This window comes from Prevotella sp. khp1 (genome assembly GCF_900102205.1).
Taxonomy (GTDB): domain Bacteria; phylum Bacteroidota; class Bacteroidia; order Bacteroidales; family Bacteroidaceae; genus Prevotella; species Prevotella ruminicola.
In genome coordinates, this window is sequence record NZ_FNJZ01000002.1 from 525,187 (window position 1) to 548,478 (window position 23,292).

The 23,292-nt window shown below is 47.5% G+C and carries 21 protein-coding genes; 15 read left to right on the plus strand and 6 right to left on the minus strand.

Annotated features, from left to right (window positions below; translation table 11 throughout):
* Nucleotides 1–5 precede the first annotated feature (5 nt).
* Entirely contained in the window at nt 6–797 is a 792-nt protein-coding gene (locus tag BLR73_RS07955; protein WP_176763650.1) for an AAA family ATPase, read from the minus strand.
* Between the two features lie 112 nt (nt 798–909).
* Nucleotides 910–2,928 carry a TonB-dependent receptor gene (locus BLR73_RS07960; RefSeq protein ID WP_091860906.1) on the minus strand — a complete coding sequence of 673 codons (2,019 nt, stop codon included), beginning with the start codon at nt 2,926–2,928 and terminating at the stop codon, nt 910–912.
* A gap of 316 nt (nt 2,929–3,244) precedes the next feature.
* Between BLR73_RS07960 and BLR73_RS07965 the strand changes: the two genes are divergently transcribed.
* Nucleotides 3,245–4,693, plus strand: a complete 1,449-nt coding sequence (locus BLR73_RS07965; RefSeq protein ID WP_033150663.1) for an ATP-binding protein — start codon at nt 3,245–3,247, stop codon at nt 4,691–4,693.
* Nucleotides 4,694–4,718: 25 nt separating this feature from the next.
* Nucleotides 4,719–5,171 carry a thioredoxin-dependent thiol peroxidase gene (gene bcp / locus BLR73_RS07970; RefSeq protein WP_091861295.1) on the plus strand — a complete coding sequence of 151 codons (453 nt, stop codon included), beginning with the start codon at nt 4,719–4,721 and terminating at the stop codon, nt 5,169–5,171.
* Here the strand turns inward: bcp and BLR73_RS07975 are convergent.
* A complete protein-coding gene (locus BLR73_RS07975; RefSeq protein ID WP_091860909.1) occupies nt 5,160–6,056 on the minus strand; it encodes a DMT family transporter in 897 nt (298 codons plus the stop codon). The two genes, bcp and BLR73_RS07975, sit on opposite strands and share 12 nt — an antisense overlap.
* Nucleotides 6,057–6,186: 130 nt before the next feature.
* On the opposite strand from BLR73_RS07975, the gene BLR73_RS07980 reads away from it, so the two are divergent.
* The 4 genes from BLR73_RS07980 to BLR73_RS07995 are packed head-to-tail and all read left to right on the plus strand — an operon-like array spanning nt 6,187 to nt 10,819.
* Complete coding sequence (locus tag BLR73_RS07980) at nt 6,187–7,701, plus strand: SLC13 family permease (protein WP_091860912.1); 1,515 nt, start codon at nt 6,187–6,189, stop codon at nt 7,699–7,701.
* A 20-nt stretch (nt 7,702–7,721) separates the two neighbouring features.
* On the plus strand, nt 7,722–9,149 hold the full coding sequence (locus BLR73_RS07985; protein WP_091860915.1) for an alanine/glycine:cation symporter family protein: 1,428 nt from the start codon (nt 7,722–7,724) through the stop codon (nt 9,147–9,149).
* Entirely contained in the window at nt 9,149–10,024 is an 876-nt protein-coding gene (locus BLR73_RS07990; protein ID WP_073044659.1) for a DMT family transporter, read from the plus strand. The genes BLR73_RS07985 and BLR73_RS07990 overlap by 1 nt, the downstream gene beginning before the upstream one ends.
* Nucleotides 10,025–10,030: 6 nt before the next feature.
* Nucleotides 10,031–10,819 (plus strand): Cof-type HAD-IIB family hydrolase, encoded by a 789-nt coding sequence (locus tag BLR73_RS07995; protein ID WP_013063540.1) that lies wholly within the window; start codon nt 10,031–10,033, stop codon nt 10,817–10,819.
* Here the strand turns inward: BLR73_RS07995 and BLR73_RS08000 are convergent, their stop codons facing one another.
* Both BLR73_RS08000 and BLR73_RS08005 read right to left on the minus strand, forming a co-directional pair.
* Nucleotides 10,820–13,843, minus strand: a complete 3,024-nt coding sequence (locus BLR73_RS08000) for an ATP-binding protein (protein ID WP_091860918.1) — start codon at nt 13,841–13,843, stop codon at nt 10,820–10,822. It lies immediately after the preceding gene.
* On the minus strand, nt 13,840–14,790 hold the full coding sequence (locus BLR73_RS08005; RefSeq protein ID WP_091860921.1) for an ABC transporter substrate-binding protein: 951 nt from the start codon (nt 14,788–14,790) through the stop codon (nt 13,840–13,842). Before BLR73_RS08005 ends, BLR73_RS08000 begins: the two co-directional genes overlap by 4 nt.
* A gap of 142 nt (nt 14,791–14,932) precedes the next feature.
* Here BLR73_RS08005 and argS point away from each other — a divergent pair, with 142 nt between their 5' ends.
* Both argS and BLR73_RS08015 read left to right on the plus strand, forming a co-directional pair.
* A complete protein-coding gene (gene argS, locus BLR73_RS08010) occupies nt 14,933–16,717 on the plus strand; it encodes an arginine--tRNA ligase (RefSeq protein ID WP_013065554.1) in 1,785 nt (594 codons plus the stop codon).
* A gap of 49 nt (nt 16,718–16,766) precedes the next feature.
* On the plus strand, nt 16,767–17,177 hold the full coding sequence (locus BLR73_RS08015; RefSeq protein WP_230580808.1) for a reverse transcriptase-like protein: 411 nt from the start codon (nt 16,767–16,769) through the stop codon (nt 17,175–17,177).
* Here BLR73_RS08015 and ribD read toward each other — a convergent pair whose 3' ends face one another.
* Entirely contained in the window at nt 17,178–18,101 is a 924-nt protein-coding gene (gene ribD, locus BLR73_RS08020; protein ID WP_013064304.1) for a bifunctional diaminohydroxyphosphoribosylaminopyrimidine deaminase/5-amino-6-(5-phosphoribosylamino)uracil reductase RibD, read from the minus strand. It lies immediately after the preceding gene.
* Between the two features lie 54 nt (nt 18,102–18,155).
* Between ribD and prmC the strand changes: the two genes are divergently transcribed.
* From prmC to BLR73_RS08055, 7 genes are all read left to right on the plus strand, one after another.
* Nucleotides 18,156–19,016: a peptide chain release factor N(5)-glutamine methyltransferase gene (prmC, locus tag BLR73_RS08025; RefSeq protein WP_091860924.1), complete on the plus strand. Its 861-nt coding sequence runs from the start codon at nt 18,156–18,158 to the stop codon at nt 19,014–19,016.
* Complete coding sequence (locus tag BLR73_RS08030; RefSeq protein ID WP_091860927.1) at nt 19,013–19,504, plus strand: regulatory protein RecX; 492 nt, start codon at nt 19,013–19,015, stop codon at nt 19,502–19,504. Before prmC ends, BLR73_RS08030 begins: the two co-directional genes overlap by 4 nt.
* Nucleotides 19,491–20,189, plus strand: coding sequence for a ComF family protein (locus BLR73_RS08035; RefSeq protein WP_091860930.1), 699 nt, complete (start codon nt 19,491–19,493; stop codon nt 20,187–20,189). Before BLR73_RS08030 ends, BLR73_RS08035 begins: the two co-directional genes overlap by 14 nt.
* A 62-nt stretch (nt 20,190–20,251) precedes the next feature.
* Nucleotides 20,252–20,884, plus strand: coding sequence for an orotate phosphoribosyltransferase (gene pyrE, locus BLR73_RS08040; protein ID WP_013064235.1), 633 nt, complete (start codon nt 20,252–20,254; stop codon nt 20,882–20,884).
* Between the two features lie 36 nt (nt 20,885–20,920).
* On the plus strand, nt 20,921–21,352 hold the full coding sequence (locus tag BLR73_RS08045; protein WP_176763651.1) for an SRPBCC family protein: 432 nt from the start codon (nt 20,921–20,923) through the stop codon (nt 21,350–21,352).
* A gap of 22 nt (nt 21,353–21,374) precedes the next feature.
* Nucleotides 21,375–22,706, plus strand: coding sequence for an argininosuccinate lyase (argH, locus tag BLR73_RS08050; protein ID WP_013065001.1), 1,332 nt, complete (start codon nt 21,375–21,377; stop codon nt 22,704–22,706).
* Nucleotides 22,703–23,251 carry a hypothetical protein gene (locus tag BLR73_RS08055; RefSeq protein ID WP_091860933.1) on the plus strand — a complete coding sequence of 183 codons (549 nt, stop codon included), beginning with the start codon at nt 22,703–22,705 and terminating at the stop codon, nt 23,249–23,251. Before argH ends, BLR73_RS08055 begins: the two co-directional genes overlap by 4 nt.
* Nucleotides 23,252–23,292: the final 41 nt, after the last annotated feature.

Sequence of the window (23,292 nt, forward strand, 5' to 3'; positions counted from 1 at the left end):
AAAGATTATTTTCTCTCTATCCACAATTGGAAGAACAGGTCGTAAACAAAATACTCACCATTTTCCTGGGTAATGAGATCTTTGTCGAGAAGGCCTCTTAATGCAGACATAACAGAACTTGGCGATTGCAAATGGTATTTCCGCACAAAAGCACCACCCGATACGCTCTTCACTCTTCGCTCGCAGGCTATGGCTAAAAACACGTTGCGCTGCTTCTCTGACATCTGGGCCAACAGCGTGTCGTAATACTCTGTATACAGATCCAAGATGTAGTTGATAGCAACGTCGATCATATCTTTACTACACGTTTCGCCTTGTGCGGTATTTAGAAATAGCACGTTCATCAGACGCTGCAGATAAGATGTTATTCCATCAAATCGCTGATAAACGATGTCTACTACATCAGGCTGGATTGACTTTCCACATTTCTCGAATTGAGCGCAGGCAAACTCTTTATACTTTTCGATGGGAATAGGAGAAAGTCCCATTGTAATGACCGACTGATAGAACGGACGTGACGGCGACAGGAAAATCTCACCCATAAGATGTCGCTTGGAACCTGCAAACAAAAATGTAGCATTTGGGCATCTTTGGATATGTGTTCTCAGTGCAGCTTCTACATTTTGACCGTCTGGATACTCTGTTATCTTCTGAAATTCATCGATAGCAACCAAACAAGGCTTGTCGGCCGTTTTAAGATAGACGAATATCTCGTCGAGAGTAATTGCAGGATTAGTATATGCACCCAAGCCAACTCCCCATACAGGATTGCCATTCATATTATCAAATACAAACAAAGCTTTTTATCAAAAAAATGATAATCAAAAAAATGATAATCATAAATGTGACACACGAAGGTATAGTATGTAGAAACTTTCTGCATTTTTTAACATTAGGTGATAGCCTTTCTTATTTGCTTTGTAAGATTCCTGTCTCTGTATCCCGATGGTTCATAGTGCGCTGAATCTCCCGATATTTACGACCTGACGAGAAACGCCATGTGAAATTGAGTGTTAGCATATTGCCCAAATCGCGGCTGTGCTGTGATGCCTCTTTGTGGATATATCGGCTAAGAACTTCCGTCTTATGTCTGAGTGGATTTGAACAGAATGGATGCTGGACATATAGGGAAAGAGTGATGTTCTTCTTCATCTGGTAAGAAGCCGTGAGATACCAAGCGGCTGGTTGATGGCCACGATGCTCACCCTCCATAAAGTTCCATCCATTATCAGCGTAAGCCGTCAGTGTCCACTTGCCAAGGTAGGCTTCTATGTTGGCACCTCCGTTGAAAGCTGTATAGGTATGACGATAGTCGTCTGTGAAGTTGAAGAAACGGTAGATGCCGCCATATACGGTTGCGGAGAGATGCTCAGGAATGACTTCCCATCGGTTGTAACTCTGGATGAAGAAGAAACTACATTCATTACCAGCGTTTGTCTGAGTCTGATAGAAATGTCCATCCTGACGGGTATATTTCTCCATATTACAGTTGGCATTAAGTCGCCAGTAGCCTTGTAGTTCGCTCATAATTTTAGGCGTGGAGTAGGTTAGTCGAAGATCGTGAGAGGTTACACGATTCGGCATAATCTCAGGATTGCCCACCAGTGTTTCCATCGCATTCTGCTTGATACAGACATCACTGACGAGAGCAATCTGCGATACGTGCTGCGACACCTCGAAGTCGTATTTTACTTTCAGATGCTTAGCCAACGGATAGGCAAGCGTTATCTTTGGGCGGAACAGCAGGAAGCGATCATTCCAATTTGCCTGTCGATAGTAACGAGTACTCATGCCCAAGCCTCCCATATATCCGAGTTTACCCAATCGTCCTTTCAACTGACCGAAGAAATACATCATTGATGACCGCATTGAGTTGGAAGCGTTTGCATCGCCAAAATATACATTATCTATATATTTCTGTCCATACTGTGTACCCAAAGAGATTGTAAAGGGTTTCAGACGGTTTTCATAGATGGCCTCAGTCCAGAGCGAATACGTCTTTCCTATCACGTTATAGGCATAGTTGCCGCCTTCGTTATGCTCTGAATAGCTATCGGTATGGATATACGTTCCCACAGCATTGGCAGTAAGTGACTGGTGACGTTTGAAATCTCGATGGAAATAGAGGTCGAGTACGGGAGATGAGGTACGGGACGAGGAATGGTCTTCGTAAGTCTCGAACTTAGCTAACGACCTTTCGGGCTGAATGTCTCGATGGGCAGAGAGTTTAGACTGGAACACGTAGTTCGAGTCGCTAAGGCTATACGTCAGTTGAATTTTGTGGTCGAGGCTCTTATTCTGTCCCTCTAACTGTTGGCGTAATACATTGTACTCCGTCCCCGGTTCCAGTTCGTATGTCGTCTTTTCTTCATATTCCGTTCCCTCAAAGTTTTGATAGCCCAGCGAGTAGTTTACTCCGAATTCGCTCTTTCCATAGTTGAATTTTCCATAGACAGTCTCATCACCATTCACGGATGTTAGTGTGTTTGTAAGGTCTGCCCCGATGTTGTATCCGCTGACGGGTTTCTTCACGATGATGTTGATGACATAGGCTACACCTTCACCATACCTGACTCCAGGATTGTCGATGTAATCAATATGTTGTACGGCTTTTATGTCGAGTGCAAGAAGATCCTCTTTCGATGCCGCGATGTCGTTGATGCGCACCTGCACACTACCAAGGTTTGAGAGTGCGGTAACGCTGTGCATCACGGGGTCAACACGCAGATGGGGTAACGTCAGTTTCGACAACAGTGAATAGCCGTTGGTACTACTCTCCAACTGCTGACGTGTGGGATGGATGGTTTGACCGTCAACCCGTTGCACTACCTTAGAGCCCTGTACGGTAACTTCCTGTAATTCCACTTCCTTCTGTGCAAAAGCCATTATTGATGCAGTTAGCATCCATAAAAACAATAATCTCTTCATACATTTACTTTTTTCCTGCAAAGGTATGAAGAGATAAGTTATTAGAAGAATTTTCTTCCTGACATTTGTCTGACATTTGTCTGACATCTTTGCCGCGCGACCATTATACCGAGTTGCACGGGCACTTTGCTGTATCTCGCTAAAATAAGACTTGATTTTTGATATTTAGTGCTTATTTTTACCAAATTGTCAAAATAAGCACGGTAAAAACGTCTTATTTCAACAAAAATGTTAAATTAAGATATGTTTTCTATGCTTTTGCTTGCAAATATCACTTATTCTATGTATATTTGCCATTGAAAAAGGTGTTATAATTATGAAAATAGAAATTGAAGAGTTAGAAAGGCAAGTTATTGAAAGGATGAGAATGGATAATCCTTGGTGGACATCTGGGAAAATTCCCGATGATATTCACCAAATGAAAAGCCGTCTATACCTCGATTCCTTCTACAAAGTTGTTAAGGATGTTGATGTCAGACGTGGCATAGTTCTGATGGGACCAAGACGAGTAGGTAAGACCATTATGATTTATCATACAGTAGAACGCTTGATAAATGATGGTGTTAATCCACAAAGCATTATCTACCTTTCTATAGATACACCTATATATAATGGAATGTCGCTTGAAATGCTGTTGAATATCGCAAAGAAATCTCTTGCGAAACAACCAACAGATCAAGGTTTGTATGTGTTCTACGATGAGGTTCAGTATTTGAAGGATTGGGAACTACATTTAAAATCATTAGTTGATACCTATCGTTCAACTCGGTTTATTGTATCTGGTTCGGCTGCTGCTGCACTGAAGATGAAGAGTACCGAGAGTGGCGCCGGGCGTTTCCATGACTTTGCATTACCTCCACTTACTTTTAACGAGTATATCCATCTCCAGGAGCTTGATCGACTGATAGTTCCTAAAAAGATAGAGTGGAACCAGCAAGTGTTTAATGCTTTTGACACCATAGATATATCACAATTGAATGAGCATTTCATACGCTATATTAATTATGGTGGTTATCCTGAGGTTGTTTTCTCGAAAGAAATTCAGCAAGACCCAGGACGTTATATGCGACGTGATATTGTTGATAAGGTGATGCTTAAAGACCTTCCTAGCCTTTATGGTATCAATGATACACAAGAATTATATCGCTTGTTTATCCATATCGCCTATCGCTCTGGTTGTGAATTTTCTTATGAAGAGATGTCTCAGGAGTCTGGCATCCGTAAAGATATTATCCGCAAGTATATCAGTTATTTGGAAAGTGCATTCCTTATTAAGGTAATTCATCGTGTTGATGCTAATGCAAAGCGGATGCAGCGAATAACCCAGTTTAAGATATATCTTACAAATCCGTCTTTACGATGTGCCCTTTTCTCGCCATTGACGGAGACAGATAAGACTTTGGGAAGTATGGTAGAGACTGCTCTTTTTGCCCAGCGTATTCAACGGGATGATGAGGAAGTTTTTTATGCAAATTGGAAGATGGGACGAGAAAATGGTGAGGTGGATATGGTGGGACTTGACCGACTACGCCAAAAGCCAATATGGGCTGTTGAGATGAAATGGTCTGACCGTTATTTCGATGTGCCAAGTGAACTAAAATCCTTACTTTCATTTATGGATAAGAATCATCTGGTGTCGGCAATAGTCTCTTCTCGTACAAAGTATGGAATTAAAAATATGGAGAATTGTAACTTGACGTTCATGCCGTCGGCCCTATATGCCTATTTATTGGGTTATAATACAATAGAGCAAAAGAAATATTGATTGAGAACATAAAACTATAATGCGTATGAATATTGGTGATAAGGCGCCAGAGATTCTGGGCAAGGATGAACAGGGACGGGATATCCGACTGAGTGATTATCGTGGACGTAAGTTGGTGTTGTACTTTTATCCAAAAGATAACACCAGCGGGTGTACGGCTGAGGCTTGTAGTTTGCGCGACCATTATAGCGAACTGCAAGGGGCTGGCTACGAGGTAGTGGGCGTGAGTAAGGACTCGGCAGCATCGCACGTGAAGTTTAAGGAGAAGCACGAACTGCCTTTCCCGTTGATAGCGGATGTGGATAAGGAGCTGCTGCAGGCAATGGGTGCCTGGGGCGAGAAGGTGATGTACGGTAAGAAAACCGAGGGCACCATACGTACCACCTTTATTATCAACGAGGAGGGTGTGATTGAGCAGATATTTGCCGGCAAGCAGGTGAAAACCAAGGAGCACGCCGAGCAGATACTAAGTCGATAACTTGGGACGCTTGGTGTTTACCAGGTACATGCCGTACAGAATGAGTACAGTACCGATGATAAACCATACGGTAATCTGCTCGTTAAGAACCATCCAGGCAAACACGATGGTGGTAACGGGATTGAGATACACGTAGTTGGTGGCAACCACGGCCCCCAAACGCTTAAGTACCCAGTTCCATGCCACGTAGCAGAGCATGGAGGCTACACAACCCAGGAACAATAGGTTGGCTAACAGCGTGGGCTTGTTGATGACCAGCTGGATGTTGAGGTCGGGATGCAGGATGATATAGGGTATCATGGACAGCAGACCGTAAAAGAATACCTTGCGGGTGATGAACACCGTGGGGTAACGCTTGCTAACGGGGATAATCAGCAGACTGTAGAACGCCCAGCACATGCAGGCACCAAAGGCCAACGCATCGCCCAAAGGCGAGAGGTGGAGCACAAAATGACCGTTCATCACCACCATGATAACACCCAATGCCGCCATAACAGTGCCAAAGGTTTGCCAGCGATTAAGGCGCTCGGTTTTATAGAAAGCACCGATGATGGCTGATGCAAACAGGGGGCACAGACTCACGATGATGCTGGTGTTGGTGGTTGTGGTGTAGTTCATGGCACTATTCTCGGTGAGGAAGTAGAGTGATCCGCCAAATACACCCAAAGCCATCATGTTGAGCTCGTCGCGCCAACTGTTGCTGAGCCAGTGGATGCCCTTTGACAGACTATAGCTTAACAACAGCAAGTAGGCGATGATAAATCGCATAATAAATATCTGGGCAGCAGTTATTCCGCCCAGCAACAACAGTTTAGTGCACACAAACGTGACGCCCCAAATGGCCACCACTATAAATGCTATAAGATGAGGAAGAAATCGCTTCATATTAAGTAAGTTTATGGGTGCAAAGATACAACTATTTTCCCATATTTAGCAAAAAAAGATAGATTTGCTTGCACTTTTCGGTGAAAAGCCGTACCTTTGTCCGCATAATATTAAACATATCTGATTAATCATGGAAACAGAACTGTTGTGGGGTTTCAATCTCCAAGCTTGGATTACGATTATTACAGTGCTGGGTATGTTTACTACTCTGCTACTAACCAAATTGCGTGCTGATGTGGTATTCTTGGCTGCTATAGGCATACTGCTTGTTACAGGTGTGCTCGATGCTAAAGAGGCGTTTTCGGGTTTCAGTTCTTCGTCGGTAGTGGTTATCGGAGTATTGTTTGTGGTAGTGGCTGGTCTTACCTATACCGGTGTGCTGCAATGGATTGTGAAAAACCTGTTAGGACAACCCAATAGCTATGGTAAGGCTGTGATACGACTGATGCTGCCAGTGGCCGGACTGAGTTCGTTCTTGAGTAATACCACGGTGGTGGCCATGTTTGTGGGCATCGTGAAAATGTGGTCGAAAAAGTTGGGTATCTCGCCCTCAAAGCTGCTTATCCCTCTGAGTTATGCCTCGGGTATGGGTGGTGTGTGTACGCTGATTGGTACACCGCCAAACCTGATTATCAGTGGACTGTATGCCGATAAGACGGGCCATGTGATGAACGTGTTGGCAACTACGATACCAGGCTTGTTCTGCTTGCTGGTAGGTGTGCTGAGCATTATTGCCATGCGTAAGCTGTTGCCCGATAGAAAAGCGCCCGAATCGGATTTTGAGGATACAGCCGAATATACCGTAGAGCTGCTGGTGCCATCGAGCAACAAGTTTATTGGCGAGACACTCGACTATGCTGGCCTGTACGATGTGAAGGGCGGCCGACTGATCAGGATCCGCCACTTTGATAATGTACCCGTAGCGCTGAGCAAGAACGAGTTTGTGATGGGAGGTGACCATCTGACATACGCCGGACATATTAAAGACATACTGCAGCTGGCCCAGGAGCGTGGCTTGCAGGTTGGCGACGAGGTGATTAACGTGGGTAGTAAAACACTGATATCGGCGCTGATAATGATAGCGATGGTAACAGTATCGGCCTTGGGTATTATGCCACTGCTGCACTGTGCCTTTATTGCCGCTGCTGCCATGATGATACTGCACTGCTGTACGCCCGACCAGGCTATGCGCGCTATTAACTGGGACATATTGATGGTGTTTGCCGGTAGCGTGGTGCTGGGACTGGCTATCCAGAAAACGGGTATTGCCGAACGCCTGGCCATGGGTATTCTGGATGTGTGTGGTACCAACCCGATAGTGGTGATGACTGCCATCTGCTTTGTGGGTACGTTTATCACCGAGTTTATATCAAACACCGCTGCCGGTGCCATGTTCTTCCCCATCATGTACGAGGCTGCCGAGAAGTTGGGTTACGAGCCATACCCATTCCTGATAGCCCTGATGATAAGCGTGAGCAGTAGCTTTGCCACACCTATCGGATCGCCTACACACATGCTGGTGTACGGTCCTGGTGGTTACCGATTCAGCGATTTTATGCGTATAGGACTGCTGATGAACCTTATCATACTGGCAGCTAACATATTTATAGTGAACATTATTTATCCACTAACACCCTTGCAATAAACAATACGAACTAAACATAAATGAACGAACTGATTACTCAGATTAATGATGCCGTTTGGGGCTATGTGCTGATTGCCGCGCTGGTAGGCTGTGGCGTGTGGTTTACTATTAAAACACGCTTTGTGCAGTTCCGGATGGTGGGCGAGATGCTCAGGTTGCTGACCGATTCGGCTGTTGATACAGTAGGTGACCAAGTTAAGAATCAAGGTACAGAGGGCAAGCGTAAGCATATCTCCTCGTTTCAGGCTTTTGCCGTGAGTGTGGCCACGCGTGTGGGTACGGGCAACCTGGCTGGTGTGGCTTCGGCCATTGCCATCGGTGGACCTGGTGCAGTGTTCTGGATGTGGATTATCGCCCTTATCGGATCGGCTACGGCTTTTGTAGAATCTACCTTGGCCCAGCTGTTTAAGCAGAAACATAAGGACTCGTTTATCGGCGGTCCTGCGTACTATATCCAGCATGGCTTGCACCAGCGGTGGATGGCCATTACGTTTGCGGTGCTGATTACGCTGCAGTTCGGACTGTCGAACAACTCAATCCAGGCTAACACCATTTGTGGTGCCATGCAGGAGGCCTTTGGCTGGAATCCTGTATGGGTGGGTATTGCATTGGCAGTTCTGGGCTTGTTTATCGTGTTTGGCGGTATTCAGCGTATTGCCCATGTAAGTGCGGTGCTGGTGCCTGTGATGGCTATCGGCTATGTGGTTCTGGCCATTGTGGTTATTGTCATGAACATAGAGCATATACCACATGTGTTTAAGGTGATTGTAGAAGATGCCTTTGGCATACACCAGATAGCAGGTGGTGGTATTGGTGCTACGATTATGAATGGTGTGAAGCGTGGCTTGTTCTCGAACGAGGCGGGCGAGGGTAGTGCACCTAACGTGGCTGCTACAGCAGCCGTATCGCACCCCGTAAAGCAGGGCTTGATTCAGGCCTTGGGCGTGTTTACCGATACCTTGCTGGTTTGCTCGTGTACGGCGTTCATCATTTTGATTAGCGGTCTGTACGAGGTGCCAGAGCTGAATGGTATCGCACTCACGCAGTCGGCACTTCAGAGCGAGGTGGGATCGGCTGGTCCGGTGTTTGTGGCCATCGCCATCTTCCTGTTTGCCTTCTCGAGTATCATCGGCAATTACTATTACGGCGAGGCAAATATCCGTTTTATTACGTCGAATGCACAGGTGATGACAACCTACCGCATCTGTTCGGCTGGTGTGATGGTGATTTTTGGCGCGCTGGCCAGCTTTGAACTGGTGTGGAACATCGTTGACTTTTTTATGGCTTTCCTTACAGCTTGTAACCTGATAGCGATTGTGCTGTTGGGACGTTACGCTTTCCGGCTGCTTGATGATTACCGCCAGCAGAAGCGTGCAGGCATTAAGGAACCCATGTTCCACCGCAGTCAGTTACCTGAGTTAGAAAACGAATTAGAGTGCTGGGAGTGATGAACGAAACACAACGTGGATTTATACAACTGCACCTGAGTGTGCTGTTGGCAGGCTTTACGGGCCTGTTTGGACGACTGATTACCCTGAACGAGGTTGATATCGTGTGGTACCGTATGCTGTTTACGAGTGCTATCCTGCTGGTGTTTACTGGACTGCCACGCGTGGGATGGCGTAAGTTTCTGCAACTGTGCGGTTGCGGTGCGCTGCTAGGTTTGCACTGGATACTGTTTTACAGTAGCATCAAGGCCTCGAACGTGTCGATTGGTGTTATCTGTTTCTCGTTGGTAGGCTTTTTTACAGCCCTTTTCGAGCCGCTGATATACCATCGCAAGCTGTCGGTTACCGAGTTGGTGTTCTCGCTCATTACCGTGCTGGGTGTGCTGTGTATTTTCTCGTTAGATGCCCGTTACCGCTATGGTATCGGCATTGGTGTGGTGTCGAGTGCCGTGTGTGCGCTCTATGCCATCTGCAATAAAAAGGCAAGCGTGGGTGTGCGTAGTCGTACGGTGCTGATGTACCAGATGTCGGGTGGTATCGTGCTGGTATCGATGATCATCCCCATCTATCTGACTTTCTTCCCCAGCAACCAGCCTGTGGTGGTTATTCCCGAGGGTACTAACCTGTGGCTGATGCTCTGTCATGCGCTGTTCTGTACGGTGGGTATGTATCTGCTACAGATACAGGCGCTGAAGCGACTCTCGGCCTTTACGGTAAACCTGACGTACAACCTGGAGCCTTGCTATACCATTATATTAGCATTCCTGATTTTTGGCGAGGGCCGCGAGATAAACTTCTCGTTCTATATCGGCATCGCCCTGATACTGCTCAGTGTGCTGTTGCAAACCCGACGGGCACTGGGACCTAAAAAATAAACATATATGCAGACAAGTTACGCATTATTCTTTGATATCGATGGTACGCTGGTGAGTTTCGAAACACACCAGATTCCCGCTTCTACCATCCTGGCACTTACACAGGCCAAGGCCAATGGGCACAAGGTGTTTATAGCTACCGGGCGCCCACCTATTATCATAACCAACCTGGGTGCTATCGAGCACCTGATCGACGGGTATGTAACTACTAATGGCGCTTACTGTTTTGTAGGCGATGAGGTAGTGGCCTGTAAGAGTATTCCGCCACACGAGGCCCGATTGATAGTGGATGATGCCATAGAAAAGAACTATGGTGTGATAGTGGTTGGCGAAAAGGATGTGGCTGTGCTCGACCCGCAGGGACAGGTGGATGAGATTTTCCGTCAGCATTTAGCGGTGGAGAATCTGGATAAAGCCAAGCCTGTAGAGGAGGTGTTGCAGCAGCGTATTATGCAGATAACACCTTTCTTTAGTAAGGATTATGAGGCAGAGTTGATGGCACGCGTGCCAGGCTGTACCTCAGGGCGCTGGCATCCGGCATTTACCGATGTAACTGCGTTAGGTGCTGATAAGGGTGAGGGACTGTTGGCAATGGCCAAGCACTTAGGTCTGAATCCCGACCATACTATGGCCTTTGGTGATGGCGGTAATGACAGTACCATGGTGCGCAAGGCTGGTGTGGGCATAGCCATGGGTAATGCCATCGACGAACTGAAGGCTGAGGCTGACTACATTACTGCATCGGTTGACGATGAGGGTGTGCGCAAGGCCCTGCAGCACTTTGGCTTGATTTAGTTAGGCCAAAGGCAACGTCATGACAAAGCGGGCACCTGAGGTGTAAGTGGTATCGAGCACCACATCGCCACCCAGTCGGCGTGCCAACGAACGTGCTACGGTAAGTCCGATACCTGTACCCTCGTAATATTCATCCAACTGCACAAACTCATCAAAAATATGTTCAGCTTCATTGATGGGGACGCCAATACCTGTGTCCTCAACGATGAATTCGATGGTGCTATCAGTCTTTTTGAGTGTAAGCGTAACCTGTTGCTGTTCAGTTTGTTTTTCATTCTTAGCCTCGGCCGGACGGGTAAACTTACGGGCATTATCAAGCAGCATGGTAAGTGCACGGGTAGCAGCCTGCTCGTTGGTGGTGATGGTTACCGCGCCTTCGGCGTCGCCAACCTGTAAGTCGAACTTCAGGTGCTTGGCATTGGCAACCTCGCTGGCATCGGTGGCCTGTGCTGCAATCTGTACGGCCAGCACATTGTCGGTGCGGTCGATAACGGCCTGACTGCTGGCATCGCTCAGTTCCAGCATCTTGTTAACCAGACCGGTAATACGGTCGGTATTCTCCACAATCTTATGATTGATATCGGTGCGGGTAGCCTCGTCGAGCTTCATATCGGGCATGGTGATAATCTGTGTAAAACCACTCAGGATATTCAGTGGCGTACGTATCTCGTGCGAAATCTGACGGATAAAGTTGGTCTTCATCTTTGACGATTCCTCGGCGCGTTCGTTGGCTATCACCAGGTTGTTATAGCTAATCTCAAGCAGCGTGTGGGCACGGCGCAGTTTGCGATAGAACTCGAACAGCACACCCAAGAATATCAACAGCAACAGTACCACTACTACGATGGCCTGCATGCGCTGACTGTTGAGTGAGGCTCGCTGGGCGGCAATCTCCTGCTCTTTCTGCTCGGTTTCGTAAATCACAGCTAATTCCTCGGCATCGCTACGATGTTGGATGGCTTTAACCGTATCGAGTAAATTGATAATTTGATCAGCTTTTTGTAAAGCCTCTTCCTTTCGACCAGTTTTCAGCATCGCTTTAAATAAGGTTGATGGGCTTGTTATCAAATAGTCGATGGTAGGCGTTACGCCTTCTTTTATTTCGGCGGAATCTATACGAAGTGCAATAGAAAGCAGTTTTTCCCACTGTTCGGTCATTTCCAGATAAAAGGCCTGATCGTATACGCCACGGAAAGATTTGGCATAATCGGTGGATAGAAATTTCTGATAGGCGGCTTCGGCTTCTTCAGGATGCCCCGTCATGGCCCACATAATGGCTTTGTCGCCAGTAAGAGTGGCCAGATAATTGCTGTATTTTTGTGTAGGTGCATTGGTGGCGGCGTAGCGTTCAAGTGCCAACTCCATCATATTGAGCCAAGGTTCTACGCGATCGAACCAGCCTATGTTCATGTAATAATTGATGATATTTGCGGCAAGCAGTATGCAACTTTCTTGGCAACGGGGACTTTGTGGATAGCGTTGTGCTAGCTGTTCGGCCCCCTGACGGGCATTCTCAAAGGTTTGTACTGCTTCGTCGTTGCGTCCCAATCGCATTTGACACATGCCAATTTCCATGATGAACTGGTTTGTATGGTCTTGTCCAATCAGGGTACTATCCTTACTGGCAGTCTCGTGTCCTTTTGTGGCAGTTCCCAAGGCAAGCTCTACATTGTTATCGTTATTCAGGTAGATAGTACTCAATCCCATGACGGCATCGTAGTATTGTGCATTGTCGATGTGTAATAATTTGTCGCCTTCGATGGCCTTGTTGTAGAAAATCAAAGCAGAACGGAACTGCTCCATTTCGTCGTATTTCGATGCCCTCAAATAATCGGCTTGGCAGGTGGCTATCTTGCCTGCCTGTTCCAAACTGTCGAGTACTTGGAACCAGCGGTTGCCCTCGTACGCGTCCAGCTGTTCTCTAATTTTGTCGCTGGCTTTTTCTTCGGGGCTGGGTTGGTCCGAGGCTTCTTGTTTGTTCGGCTGGTTGTTGTGGCACGAGGTGGCCGTTAGTACAAGCAAGGGTAGCAGCACGGCTGCAAAGTGGCGTCGGCGGAACAGCAAGCGCCATAGAGGCATGAACATGAGCATAATGGATAATAGAATTAGTGGCAATAGGAAATAAAGCAACAGGCGATAGTTGCTGAGAATAACCTCGTTGGGGCATACAAGGGCTATGCTCCAACCTGTTTGGCGGAACGGCATGTAGAATACATGACTATCTACGCCATCCAGTCGTAGTGACTTGTAACCTGTTTCGCCATCGGTCATAGCACGGCCCAATGAGGTAAGGGCTGTGTCGGGATGCTCGATGGTAGAGGTGAAAATGGTTTCGTACAGCAGACGGGTGCTGTCGGGATGAACAATGTAGGAGCCGCCACGACCTAACAGCATGCAATACGATTTGGGCATGGGCTGATAGTTTTCTATCTGATCGGCCAGCCAGCTCAGTGGCACATCGGCCGAGAGGATACCCACTGTTTTATCGGGGCCACCTTGTATGGGCTGGCAGTACGAGGTCATAATATCATTAACCACAATACCGCTGGTGCTCTTCTCGGCAAACGGCTCTATCCAGTACGAGTGGTACAGCATACGTGGGATAACGTACCAGTCCATATAAAAATACTGATAGTTGTCGTTACCCTCCTGTTCGGTTACGATGCGGTTACCTTTTTTATACGAGTAAGCCGAGAAATATTGACCTTTCTCTTTATAGAAATAGGGATCGAACGAGATGCTGCAGCCTTTCAGGGCGGGGTGCTGCTTCAGCAACTCTCTGCTATACGCAAACATCATGTCGGGCTGGTCGATATGCTGTTCAATCTTTGGAATCAGACTGTCGGCTGCGGCCTCTATCTGGTGCAGATGACGGTCGGTACGCTCCATGACCTGCTGTAGCGATTTTACGGCATCGTCCATCGCCTGCTGCTGTATAATCTGGCGACTATAGATGAGTACTGCTGCCAGCAACAGTGCGAGTGCTGCACCAAAGGCAGCTGTTATCCAAGGGTGCTTTTTCATAGGCCAATCAGTTCTTTATAGGTTACTTCGCGTTTCAGCATGCCGGCTTCGAACATCATCTTACTGGCCTTTCGTACCATATCGGCACGTACACGGAACTCGCGGCGTTTCGACTCGCGATCAATCTGCAGGCGTAACACCTCTTCGAGCATCATCTTCTGCATCACGCGGTTGGTGTGGATACCGTTCTTGCGTACATACTTCATAACAATCTCCAAGGCCTCGTCGGGGTGGGCGGCTACCCACTCCCAGCCACGGCGACTGGCGGCTGCAAACTTACCCACGGTGCTGCGGTGGGTGTTGTAATACTGGCGTTTTACGTAAACGCCGTTTTCCTGTATGTTATAATCGTGATCGCTAAAACGATACAAACTTCTCTCGGGGAGATTAAATCCGGCCTGCTTCAGCTGGCAGAACTCGTTGTAACTCACTACCATAGTGGCATCTACGGCACCCGACAGGAACACGTTGATGTCGCTGGTAAAACGCACCCACTCGTAATTCATGCCTTCCTTCTTACTCATTATAAAGGTTAGGTAGTTGGGGTCGGAATTGAAGATGCCCACACGCTGACCTTTCATCTTTGACGGATCAGCACCCCAGCGCGAAACTAAAATGTTACTGCTGTTCATGGAGTCCTGAAAGATGTTTACCAGTGGTGTGCCTTGGGCAATGAAGTCCATGGCCGACATCATCGAAAACATGGCGGCGTCGCACTGGTCGGTCTTCAAGCGGTTGGATGCCGAACTGGTGAGCGAAGGGTGCTGGATAACCACATCCAGGCCCATTTCGTCGTAAAATCCTTTCTCTTTGGCGGCATAATAGCCGGCAAACTGTGCCTGCGCCGTCCAGATGGTAGTAAACACAAATCTTTCACCCTTTGCCGCTACTGGTAAGGCCAGCATCACAGCAAAGACCAAGGTGATATGTTTAAGGCTATGTCTCATTCTATTTCTCTCTCGTCGGGCGCAAAGATACAAAAAAGTTTTAAACTATGTGCGTTTTTTTGTACAAAGATGTAACTTTTTGTACACTAAGTATCTAATTTCCATATATTTTTATTAATTTTGCACCCAAAATTCGAAAGATATGAATATTGAAGCATTAATCAGCAAGGCTGCAGGCGAGGCAGTAAAGGCCCTCTATGGCATGGATGCCACAGAGAAGATGCTGCAGTTGCAGAAGACAAGAAGTGAGTTTGAGGGTAACTTGACTCTGGTGGTATTCCCCTTTGTGAAGGCTGCCAAGAAGAGTCCGGAGCAGACAGCACAGGAGATTGGTGAATACCTGACTGCTAACTGTGCAGCTGTTGAGAAGTTTAATGTGGTAAAAGGTTTCTTGAACCTGAGCGTTGGCGATGGTGCCTGGTTGCAGTTGCTCGATGCTATCGATAAGGATGAGCGTTTCGGCATGAAGCAGGTTACCGACGAGTCGCCTCTGGTTATGATCGAATACTCTTCGCCTAACACCAACAAGCCTTTGCACCTGGGCCATGTACGTAACAACCTGCTGGGTTGGAGTTTGGCACAGATTATGGAGGCCAATGGTAATAAGGTGGTGAAGACCAATATCGTGAACGACCGCGGTATTCATATCTGTAAGTCGATGCTGGCTTGGCTGAAGTACGGCAACGGCGAGACTCCTGAGACATCGGGCAAGAAGGGCGACCACCTGATTGGTGACTACTACGTAGCTTTCGATAAGCACTACCGCGAGGAGGTGAAGGAACTCGTTGCCCAGGGTATGGACGAGGAGAAGGCTAAGCAGGAGGCTCCACTGATTAAGGAGGCTCACGAGATGCTGGTTAAGTGGGAGAACAACGATCCCGAGGTACGCGCTCTGTGGGAGAAGATGAACAACTGGGTATATGCCGGTTTCGACGAGACCTACAAGAAGATGGGCGTATCGTTCGATAAGATCTATTACGAGAGTCAGACCTACCTGAAGGGTAAGGCTAAGGTTGAAGAGGGCTTGGCTAAGGGCCTGTTTGAGCGCCACGAGGACAACTCGGTTTGGGCCGACCTGACTAACGAGGGTCTCGACCAGAAGCTGCTGCTGCGTAGCGATGGTACTTCGGTTTATATGACTCAGGATATCGGTACAGCCGAGATGCGTTTCAAGGATTATCCTATCGATAAGATGATATATGTGGTAGGTAACGAGCAGAACTACCACTTCCAGGTACTCTCTATCCTGTTGGATCGCTTAGGATTCAAGTGGGGTAAGGAGCTTACACACTTCTCATATGGTATGGTAGAACTGCCAAACGGTAAGATGAAGAGTCGTGAGGGAACGGTTGTTGATGCCGACGACCTGATGGCACTGATGGTAGAGGATGCCTACAAGACCTCGATGGAGCTGGGTAAGTTCGACGATATGACCGAAGAGGAGCGCCGTGAGATTGCTCGTGTGGTAGGTATGGGTGCCCTGAAGTACTTTATCCTGAAGGTTGATGCTCGTAAGAACATGCTGTTCAACCCCGAGGAAAGTATCGATTTCAACGGAAATACCGGTCCTTTCATCCAGTACACCTACGCTCGTATCCGTTCGATCCTGCGTAAGGCCGAGGCTGAGGGCTTGAAGCCTGCTAATGCTCAGGTTGATCTGGCTGAGAAGGAGGTAGAGTTGGTTCAGAAGATGAACGAGTTTGGTGCTGCTGTAGAGCAGGCTGGTAAGGATTACTCACCAAGTGGTATCGCTAACTACTGCTACGAGCTCACCAAGGTGTTCAATCAGTTCTATCACGATTACAGCATTCTGAACGAACCCGATGAGCAGAAGAAGGCCGTACGCTTGATGCTGGCTAAGAATGTGGCCAAGATTATCAAGAACGGTATGAGCCTGTTGGGCATCGAAGTTCCTGAGCGTATGTAATATGCAGAATCCCCCAGATTATAGACACGATACAGTTCTGCCCTTGCCAATGGAGGTAAGGGCAGACGCTTTTGCAGTAGATGCTGCTTGCAGCGGAAACCCTGGACCGATGGAGTATCAGGGTATTGATCTGACTACAGGCGCAAGGGTTTTTCATTTTGGTCCTGTAAAAGGCACAAATAATATCGGTGAATTCTTGGCTATTGTGCATGCCTTGGCACTTTGTTGGCAAAAGGGATGGCACGATAAAACCATATATTCGGATAGTTATAATGCCATTCTATGGGTGTCGAAAGGCAAATGTAAAACTACACTTGAACGCACCCCACAAACCGAACAGCTCTTCCAGATTATTGCAAGAGCCGAGAACTGGTTGCGTACCCACCAGTACCGTAATCCCATAATTAAATGGGAAACACAGAAGTGGGGTGAGGTACCTGCCGATTTTGGTAGAAAATAACTATCTGTATTTTCGCTGATAAACCACAATCACATTTTTACCGTAGATATGACTGCTTGCCACTTGGGCGCTAGCAGGCAGCTGTGGTGCACGCGTACCATCGCTAACGGTCAGCGATGTGTTGGTTTCAACACGTAGCTCGTCCCAAAGACCTTGCACGATAAAGGATTGTAACGTTTCGGTACCGCCTTCGACAATAATCGACTGGATATTCTGAGCATGCAAGCTCTCGAGGTTCAGCGGGTGAGCACGGTCTATCACCATACGTTTGGGATCAGGTCCGTACCATTCGCGTACATTCAGCTGCGGATGTTCGCGCTCATCGGTAACGCGCCCCACTAGAATAGCATCCTCCTCAGCACGCAGTTTGTGCGAAAGCATCTTGGTAAAGTCGCTTGAGATTTGTACGGGCTGGTGATGATCGTCGATGAAACCATTGGCGGTCTGTGCCCATTTCAAGATGATATAAGGACGTTTTTCGCGATGGAATGTGAAAAAACGACGGTTCAATGCCTTGCATTCATCCTCGAGTACACCTACCTCTACTTCGATGCCTGCATCGCGTAGTTTCTGGATGCCTCGACCTTGAACTTCGGCGAATTCATCGATACATCCTACAACCACACGGCGCACACCTTTCTCGATAATCAAGTCGGCGCAAGGGGGCGTCTTACCATAATGTGAGCAGGGCTCAAGCGATACGTAGATGGTTGATTCGGGCAATAAGGCCTCGTCTTCTGCTCGTACAGAGGCAAAAGCGTTTACCTCGGCATGAGCCAGACCACAGCGCACGTGGTAACCCTCGCCAATAATACGGCCGTTATGTACAATAACTGCGCCCACCATGGGGTTGGGCTTAGCGTTCAGCTGTCCGTTTTTTGCCAGCTGAATGCAGCGTTGCATGAATTTTTTGTCGTCTATCATATTATTTTTACTATTCACTATTCACTATTCACTACTTTTTTGTACTTTTGCACCATGAATTACGAAGAACTTTGCCAAAGACTCTGCAAGATTTACGATGCCGGCGAGGCGAAAGCCCTTGTCCGTTGGGTGCTTGATGTACGTTTCGGTCTGTCAACGGCCGATATTTATTGTGGCAAAGTTACACAATTATCGGCAAACGACCAAGCAGAACTCGAAAAAATCATGCAAAGACTCGAAAAAGCCGAGCCTGTGCAGTATGTTTTGGGTGTGGCCGACTTCTGTGGTCGCCAGTTCTATGTGGCTCCTGGTGTGCTGATTCCTCGTCCAGAAACAGCCGAATTATGCCATTTAATCGGAGAGGAATTTAAAGGGAAGTTAGCAGAAGATAAAGGGAAGTTAAAGGGATGTTCTGTGCTGGATATAGGTACCGGTAGTGGCTGTATTGCTATTACATTGGCATTGGATATTCCCGACTCTAAAGTTACTGCTTGGGATATCTCTGACGAGGCACTGGCCATTGCTCGGCATAATGCCCAGGCGCTTGGGGCTGATGTGAAGTTTGAGAAACATGATGCCTTGGCTTTAGAGACAGAGGCCGACAGGTGGGATGTAATCGTTAGTAATCCACCTTATATCTGTCGGAAGGAAGCCGATGAAATGGAGGAAAATGTGCTGAAATACGAACCAGATACAGCCCTGTTTGTGCCCGACGATGATCCGTTACTGTTTTATCGTCATATCATGCATTATGCCAAGTTGGCCTTAAAGCAGGGAGGACGATTATATTACGAAATTAATCCCATTTATGCCGATTCCATCGTAGAAAATCTGCAGGCTTTGGGCTTTGTAGATATTGCGAAGATTGACGACCAATACGGCAAAACAAGATTTATAAAAGCAACTAAAGCATGACGAAGGAGAAAACAGAACAAGAGGCTTACCTGCAGTTAGCGGCTGCCTGTGCACAGGCCGAACACTGCGAGCAGGAGATGCGTGATAAGATGAAGTGTTGGGGAATGGCCCCTGAGGCGCAGAACCGTGTGGTAGAGCGTCTTACCAAAGAGCGCTATATTGATAATGAACGTTATGCCCGTGCTTTTGTAAAGGATAAGGTGCGCTATAACAAATGGGGCCGCCGCAAGGTGCAGCAGGCACTCTGGATGAAGCGTATAGATGATGATATACAGCAGCGGGTGCTCGATGAAATCGACGATGAGGAGTACCTGAAGGTGCTGGTGCCGCTGTTGAAACAGAAACGCAAAAGCATTAAAGCCGCCAACGATTATGAGTTGAATCAGAAACTGGTTCGCTTCGCCTTGAGTCGTGGCTTCGACTATGGTATCATTCGTCAATGTCTGGATGTTGACGAAGAGATGGATATTGACGATGAAATGGATTAGTATCTGGCGACGATTACTGGATTTTATTTCGCCACGCACTTGTGCGATATGCGGTCGCCGACTGTCGGCTACCGAAGAGGTACTTTGCATGAAATGCCACTTTCATCTGCCACGTACCGGTTTTTGGCTTAATCCCTATGATAATGAGATGGCGAAAAGCTTCTGGCATCTGATTCCTATCGAGCGTGCTGCCGCCTATTTTTACTACGAAGCCCATTCTGATACCGCCAATATGATCTACCAGCTTAAATACAAGGATCACCCCGAGGTAGGTGTGATTCTTGGACGTATGTTGGCTAAAGAGATGCAAGGTGCGGGATTCTTCGATGGAATCGATGGTATAGTACCTGTGCCATTGGCTAAGAAACGTTTGCGCCAGCGTGGTTATAACCAGAGCGATGCTATTGCTCAAGGTATCAGCGAGATTACAGGTTTGCCTGTTTTGACCGATGTGGTGCGGCGTGTAGATTTTGTGGAGAGTCAGACCAAGAAAAGCAGATGGAGCCGTGCTGAGAATGTGGAACAGATGTTTGCGCTGAACCAGATTCCTGCAGGGGCAAAACACCTGCTGGTGATTGACGATGTGGTGACTACAGGCGCTACTGTAACCGCTTGTGCTAAGCAAATAGCCCTGAATGGTGGCATAAAGATAAGTGTTCTGGCACTTGGCTATACAAAAAGATAGGTAATAATTTGGTTATTCGCCTGATTTACACTATCTTTGCACCCAAAATACAGAATAACGTTATGGAAATCAAGAATCAATTTGCCCAGAAACTGATGGAGATTCAGGCCATCAAGTTGCAGCCAAACGACCCGTTTACATGGGCTTCGGGTTGGAAGTCACCTATTTATACTGATAATCGTAAGACGCTCTCGTTCCCACGTCTGCGTTCGTTTGTAAAGCTGGAGCTCTGTCATGCTATTCAGGAGAACTTCCCTGAGGCTGAGGCTGTTGCAGGTGTGGCCACTGGTGCTATTGCACAGGGTGCACTCGTAGCCGAGGAGCTGGGCTTGCCATACAGCTATGTTCGTCCAAAGCCAAAAGATCATGGTATGGGCAACCAGGTAGAAGGCGAGATTAAGAAAGGTGCCAAGGTGGTAGTAGTAGAGGATTTGATTTCTACTGGCGGTAGCAGTTTGAAGGCTGTTCAGGCACTGCGCGACTATGGTGTTGAGGTGATTGGTATGGTAGCATCGTTTACCTATGGATTCCCTGTAGCTGAGAAGGCTTTTGCCGAGGCTGGCGTGAAACTGATTACACTGAGCAACTATGAGGCAGTGATTGAAGAGGCTGCCAAGACTGGTTATATTAAGGAAGAGGACAAGGCCGTTCTGGCTGAGTGGCGTAAGAGTCCTGATACCTGGAAACAGGATTAATCTTAATGTTTAATCTTTTAATGTTTAATGTAAACCATGGGATTATTCGGAGGAGAAAGTAAGTTTGAGAGCAGCGTGAAGCTGGTTCCTTATTCGCAGCAGGCTGTTTACAACAATATCAGTGATCTGACCAATCTGGAGAAGGTACGCGACCGTGTGTCCGAGGATAAGGTACAGGGATTTAGTTTTGATGCCGACACCGTGAGCCTTAATGTGGCTCCTGTAGGCGAACTGAAACTGCGTATCTGCGATCGCGAAGAGCCTAAGTGCGTAAAGTTCGAAACGGTTCAGAGTCCCGTTCCCTTCAACGTATGGGTACAGGTGCTGCCTGTAGATGAGAACTCATCGAAAATGAAGGTAACGGTAAAGGCCGAATTGAACCCATTTATCAAAAGCATGGTAGAGAAACCTTTGCAGGAAGGCGTTGAGAAGATTGCCGAGGCCCTTGCAATGGTACACTACGAATAAATTGAAAATTGAGAATTAAGAGATGAAACTCTGGGAAAAGAATTTTGAAGTCAACAAGGAGATAGAGCGCTTTACCGTTGGTCGCGACCGCGAGATGGACCTCTATCTGGCTAAGTACGACGTGCTGGGCTCTATGGCCCACATCACCATGTTGGAAAGCATCGGACTGCTGGAGAAGGACGAACTGACCCAGCTGCTGGCCGAGCTGAAGAACATCTACCACCTGGCTGAGCGTGGTGAGTTTGTGATTGAAGACGATGTGGAGGATGTACACTCGCAGGTTGAGATGCTGCTGACACGTAAGTTGGGCGATATGGGTAAGAAGATTCACTCAGGTCGCTCGCGTAACGATCAGGTGCTGGTAGATCTGAAGTTGTTTACACGTCATGAGTTGATGGAGATTGCCGACGAGGTGAAAAGTCTTTTCGATGAGCTCATCCAGAAGAGTAATCAGTACAAGGATGTGCTGATGCCCGGCTATACCCATCTGCAGATTGCCATGCCATCAAGCTTTGGCTTGTGGTTTGGTGCTTATGCCGAGAGTTTGGCCGATGATATGCTGTTCCTGCAGGCTGCCTATAAGATGACCAACCGCAACCCCTTGGGTAGTGCTGCTGGCTATGGCAGTTCGTTCCCCTTGAACCGTACGATGACCACCAATCTGTTGGGCTTCGACTCGATGGATTATAATGTGGTATATGCCCAGATGGGACGCGGAAAGATGGAGCGTAACGTAGGTTTTGCCATCGCTACTATTGCAGGAACTATCGCTAAGATGGCGTTCGATGCCTGCTTGTTCAACTCGCAGAACTTCTCGTTCGTTAAGTTGCCCAAGGAGTGTACCACAGGTTCGAGCATCATGCCGCACAAGAAGAATCCTGATGTGTTTGAGCTGATTCGTGCCAAGTCGAACAAGCTGCAGTCGCTGCCCCAGCAGATTATGCTGATGATGAACAACCTGCCTGTAGGTTACTTCCGCGATCTGCAGATTATCAAGGAGGTGTTCCTGCCTGCCTTTGGCGAACTGAAGGACTGTCTGCAGATGTGCGCATACATTATTAATAAGATTGAGGTTAACGAGCATATTCTTGATAACCCTATGTACGATCCGATGTTCTCGGTTGAGGAGGTGAACCGCTTGGCTGCTAATGGCATGCCATTCCGCGATGCCTATAAAAAGGTCGGTCTTGATATCGAGGCAGGCCAGTTTAAGGCCAGTCATGATATCCACCACACCCACGAGGGTAGCATCGGCAATCTGTGCAACGACCAGATTCAGGCTTTGATGGAGCAGACGCTGAAGGGCTTTAACTTTGAGCGTATGACCGAGGCCGAAAAGAAACTGTTGGCATGAAACGCTGTCTGACACTCTTACTCTGCACCTTGCTGATGGCTTGTGTGGGCGATGAGAATATCTATCGCGAGTACGAGTGTAGGTTTGTGTTCGATCCTACGTTGCATCCCCTGCCTTGCCAGCTAACGGCTATGCTCTCAACCCCTGGGCAGTTTATGAAGATTGAGACGAGTGTGCAGCAAGGCGTGCGCCACCTGAAGACGACACGTAATTTTGATGGCGCCACCGAAGATATCCGTCTGAATACTGAGCGCGAATCGCGACAGACTTATGCGTTAGGCGCCAACAACTGCATTATTGTGGGTGTGAGCAGCTATGATAATATACTGGTGGCTTACGAGGGTCAGTGTTCCAACTGTTTGAAGGAGCTGGGCGGACGAAATTATCCGCTGACATGGCAGAATAGCGGTCTGTATCTGCATTGTAGCAAATGCAACCGAACATACAATGTGAACAACGGTGTATTGGCCGAAGGTAACGCTGGAATAGCACTTTACAGGTATAAAGTGAGCTTAGATGGCGGTATTCTGAGGGTTTGGAATTAAAAAAAGATAAAAAGTTTGGTGATTCCAATAATTAAACTTAC

Bases quoted from the DNA above. Each gene is read 5' to 3' on its own strand.
- BLR73_RS08015 (WP_230580808.1), top strand. From the start codon at position 16,767: ATGGAGGTAAGGGCAGACGCTTTTGCAGTAGATGCTGCTTGCAGCGGA.
- BLR73_RS08035 (WP_091860930.1), top strand. From the start codon at position 19,491: ATGAAATGGATTAGTATCTGGCGACGATTACTGGATTTTATTTCGCCA.
- BLR73_RS07960 (WP_091860906.1), bottom strand. From the start codon at position 2,928: ATGAAGAGATTATTGTTTTTATGGATGCTAACTGCATCAATAATGGCT.
- ribD (WP_013064304.1), bottom strand. From the start codon at position 18,101: ATGATAGACGACAAAAAATTCATGCAACGCTGCATTCAGCTGGCAAAA.
- argS (WP_013065554.1), top strand. From the start codon at position 14,933: ATGAATATTGAAGCATTAATCAGCAAGGCTGCAGGCGAGGCAGTAAAG.
- BLR73_RS07990 (WP_073044659.1), top strand. From the start codon at position 9,149: ATGAACGAAACACAACGTGGATTTATACAACTGCACCTGAGTGTGCTG.
- argH (WP_013065001.1), top strand. From the start codon at position 21,375: ATGAAACTCTGGGAAAAGAATTTTGAAGTCAACAAGGAGATAGAGCGC.
- pyrE (WP_013064235.1), top strand. From the start codon at position 20,252: ATGGAAATCAAGAATCAATTTGCCCAGAAACTGATGGAGATTCAGGCC.
- BLR73_RS08055 (WP_091860933.1), top strand. From the start codon at position 22,703: ATGAAACGCTGTCTGACACTCTTACTCTGCACCTTGCTGATGGCTTGT.
- BLR73_RS08005 (WP_091860921.1), bottom strand. From the start codon at position 14,790: ATGAGACATAGCCTTAAACATATCACCTTGGTCTTTGCTGTGATGCTG.
- prmC (WP_091860924.1), top strand. From the start codon at position 18,156: ATGAATTACGAAGAACTTTGCCAAAGACTCTGCAAGATTTACGATGCC.
- BLR73_RS07985 (WP_091860915.1), top strand. From the start codon at position 7,722: ATGAACGAACTGATTACTCAGATTAATGATGCCGTTTGGGGCTATGTG.
- BLR73_RS07980 (WP_091860912.1), top strand. From the start codon at position 6,187: ATGGAAACAGAACTGTTGTGGGGTTTCAATCTCCAAGCTTGGATTACG.
- bcp (WP_091861295.1), top strand. From the start codon at position 4,719: ATGAATATTGGTGATAAGGCGCCAGAGATTCTGGGCAAGGATGAACAG.
- BLR73_RS07965 (WP_033150663.1), top strand. From the start codon at position 3,245: ATGAAAATAGAAATTGAAGAGTTAGAAAGGCAAGTTATTGAAAGGATG.
- BLR73_RS08000 (WP_091860918.1), bottom strand. From the start codon at position 13,843: ATGAAAAAGCACCCTTGGATAACAGCTGCCTTTGGTGCAGCACTCGCA.
- BLR73_RS08045 (WP_176763651.1), top strand. From the start codon at position 20,921: ATGGGATTATTCGGAGGAGAAAGTAAGTTTGAGAGCAGCGTGAAGCTG.
- BLR73_RS08030 (WP_091860927.1), top strand. From the start codon at position 19,013: ATGACGAAGGAGAAAACAGAACAAGAGGCTTACCTGCAGTTAGCGGCT.
- BLR73_RS07995 (WP_013063540.1), top strand. From the start codon at position 10,031: ATGCAGACAAGTTACGCATTATTCTTTGATATCGATGGTACGCTGGTG.
- BLR73_RS07975 (WP_091860909.1), bottom strand. From the start codon at position 6,056: ATGAAGCGATTTCTTCCTCATCTTATAGCATTTATAGTGGTGGCCATT.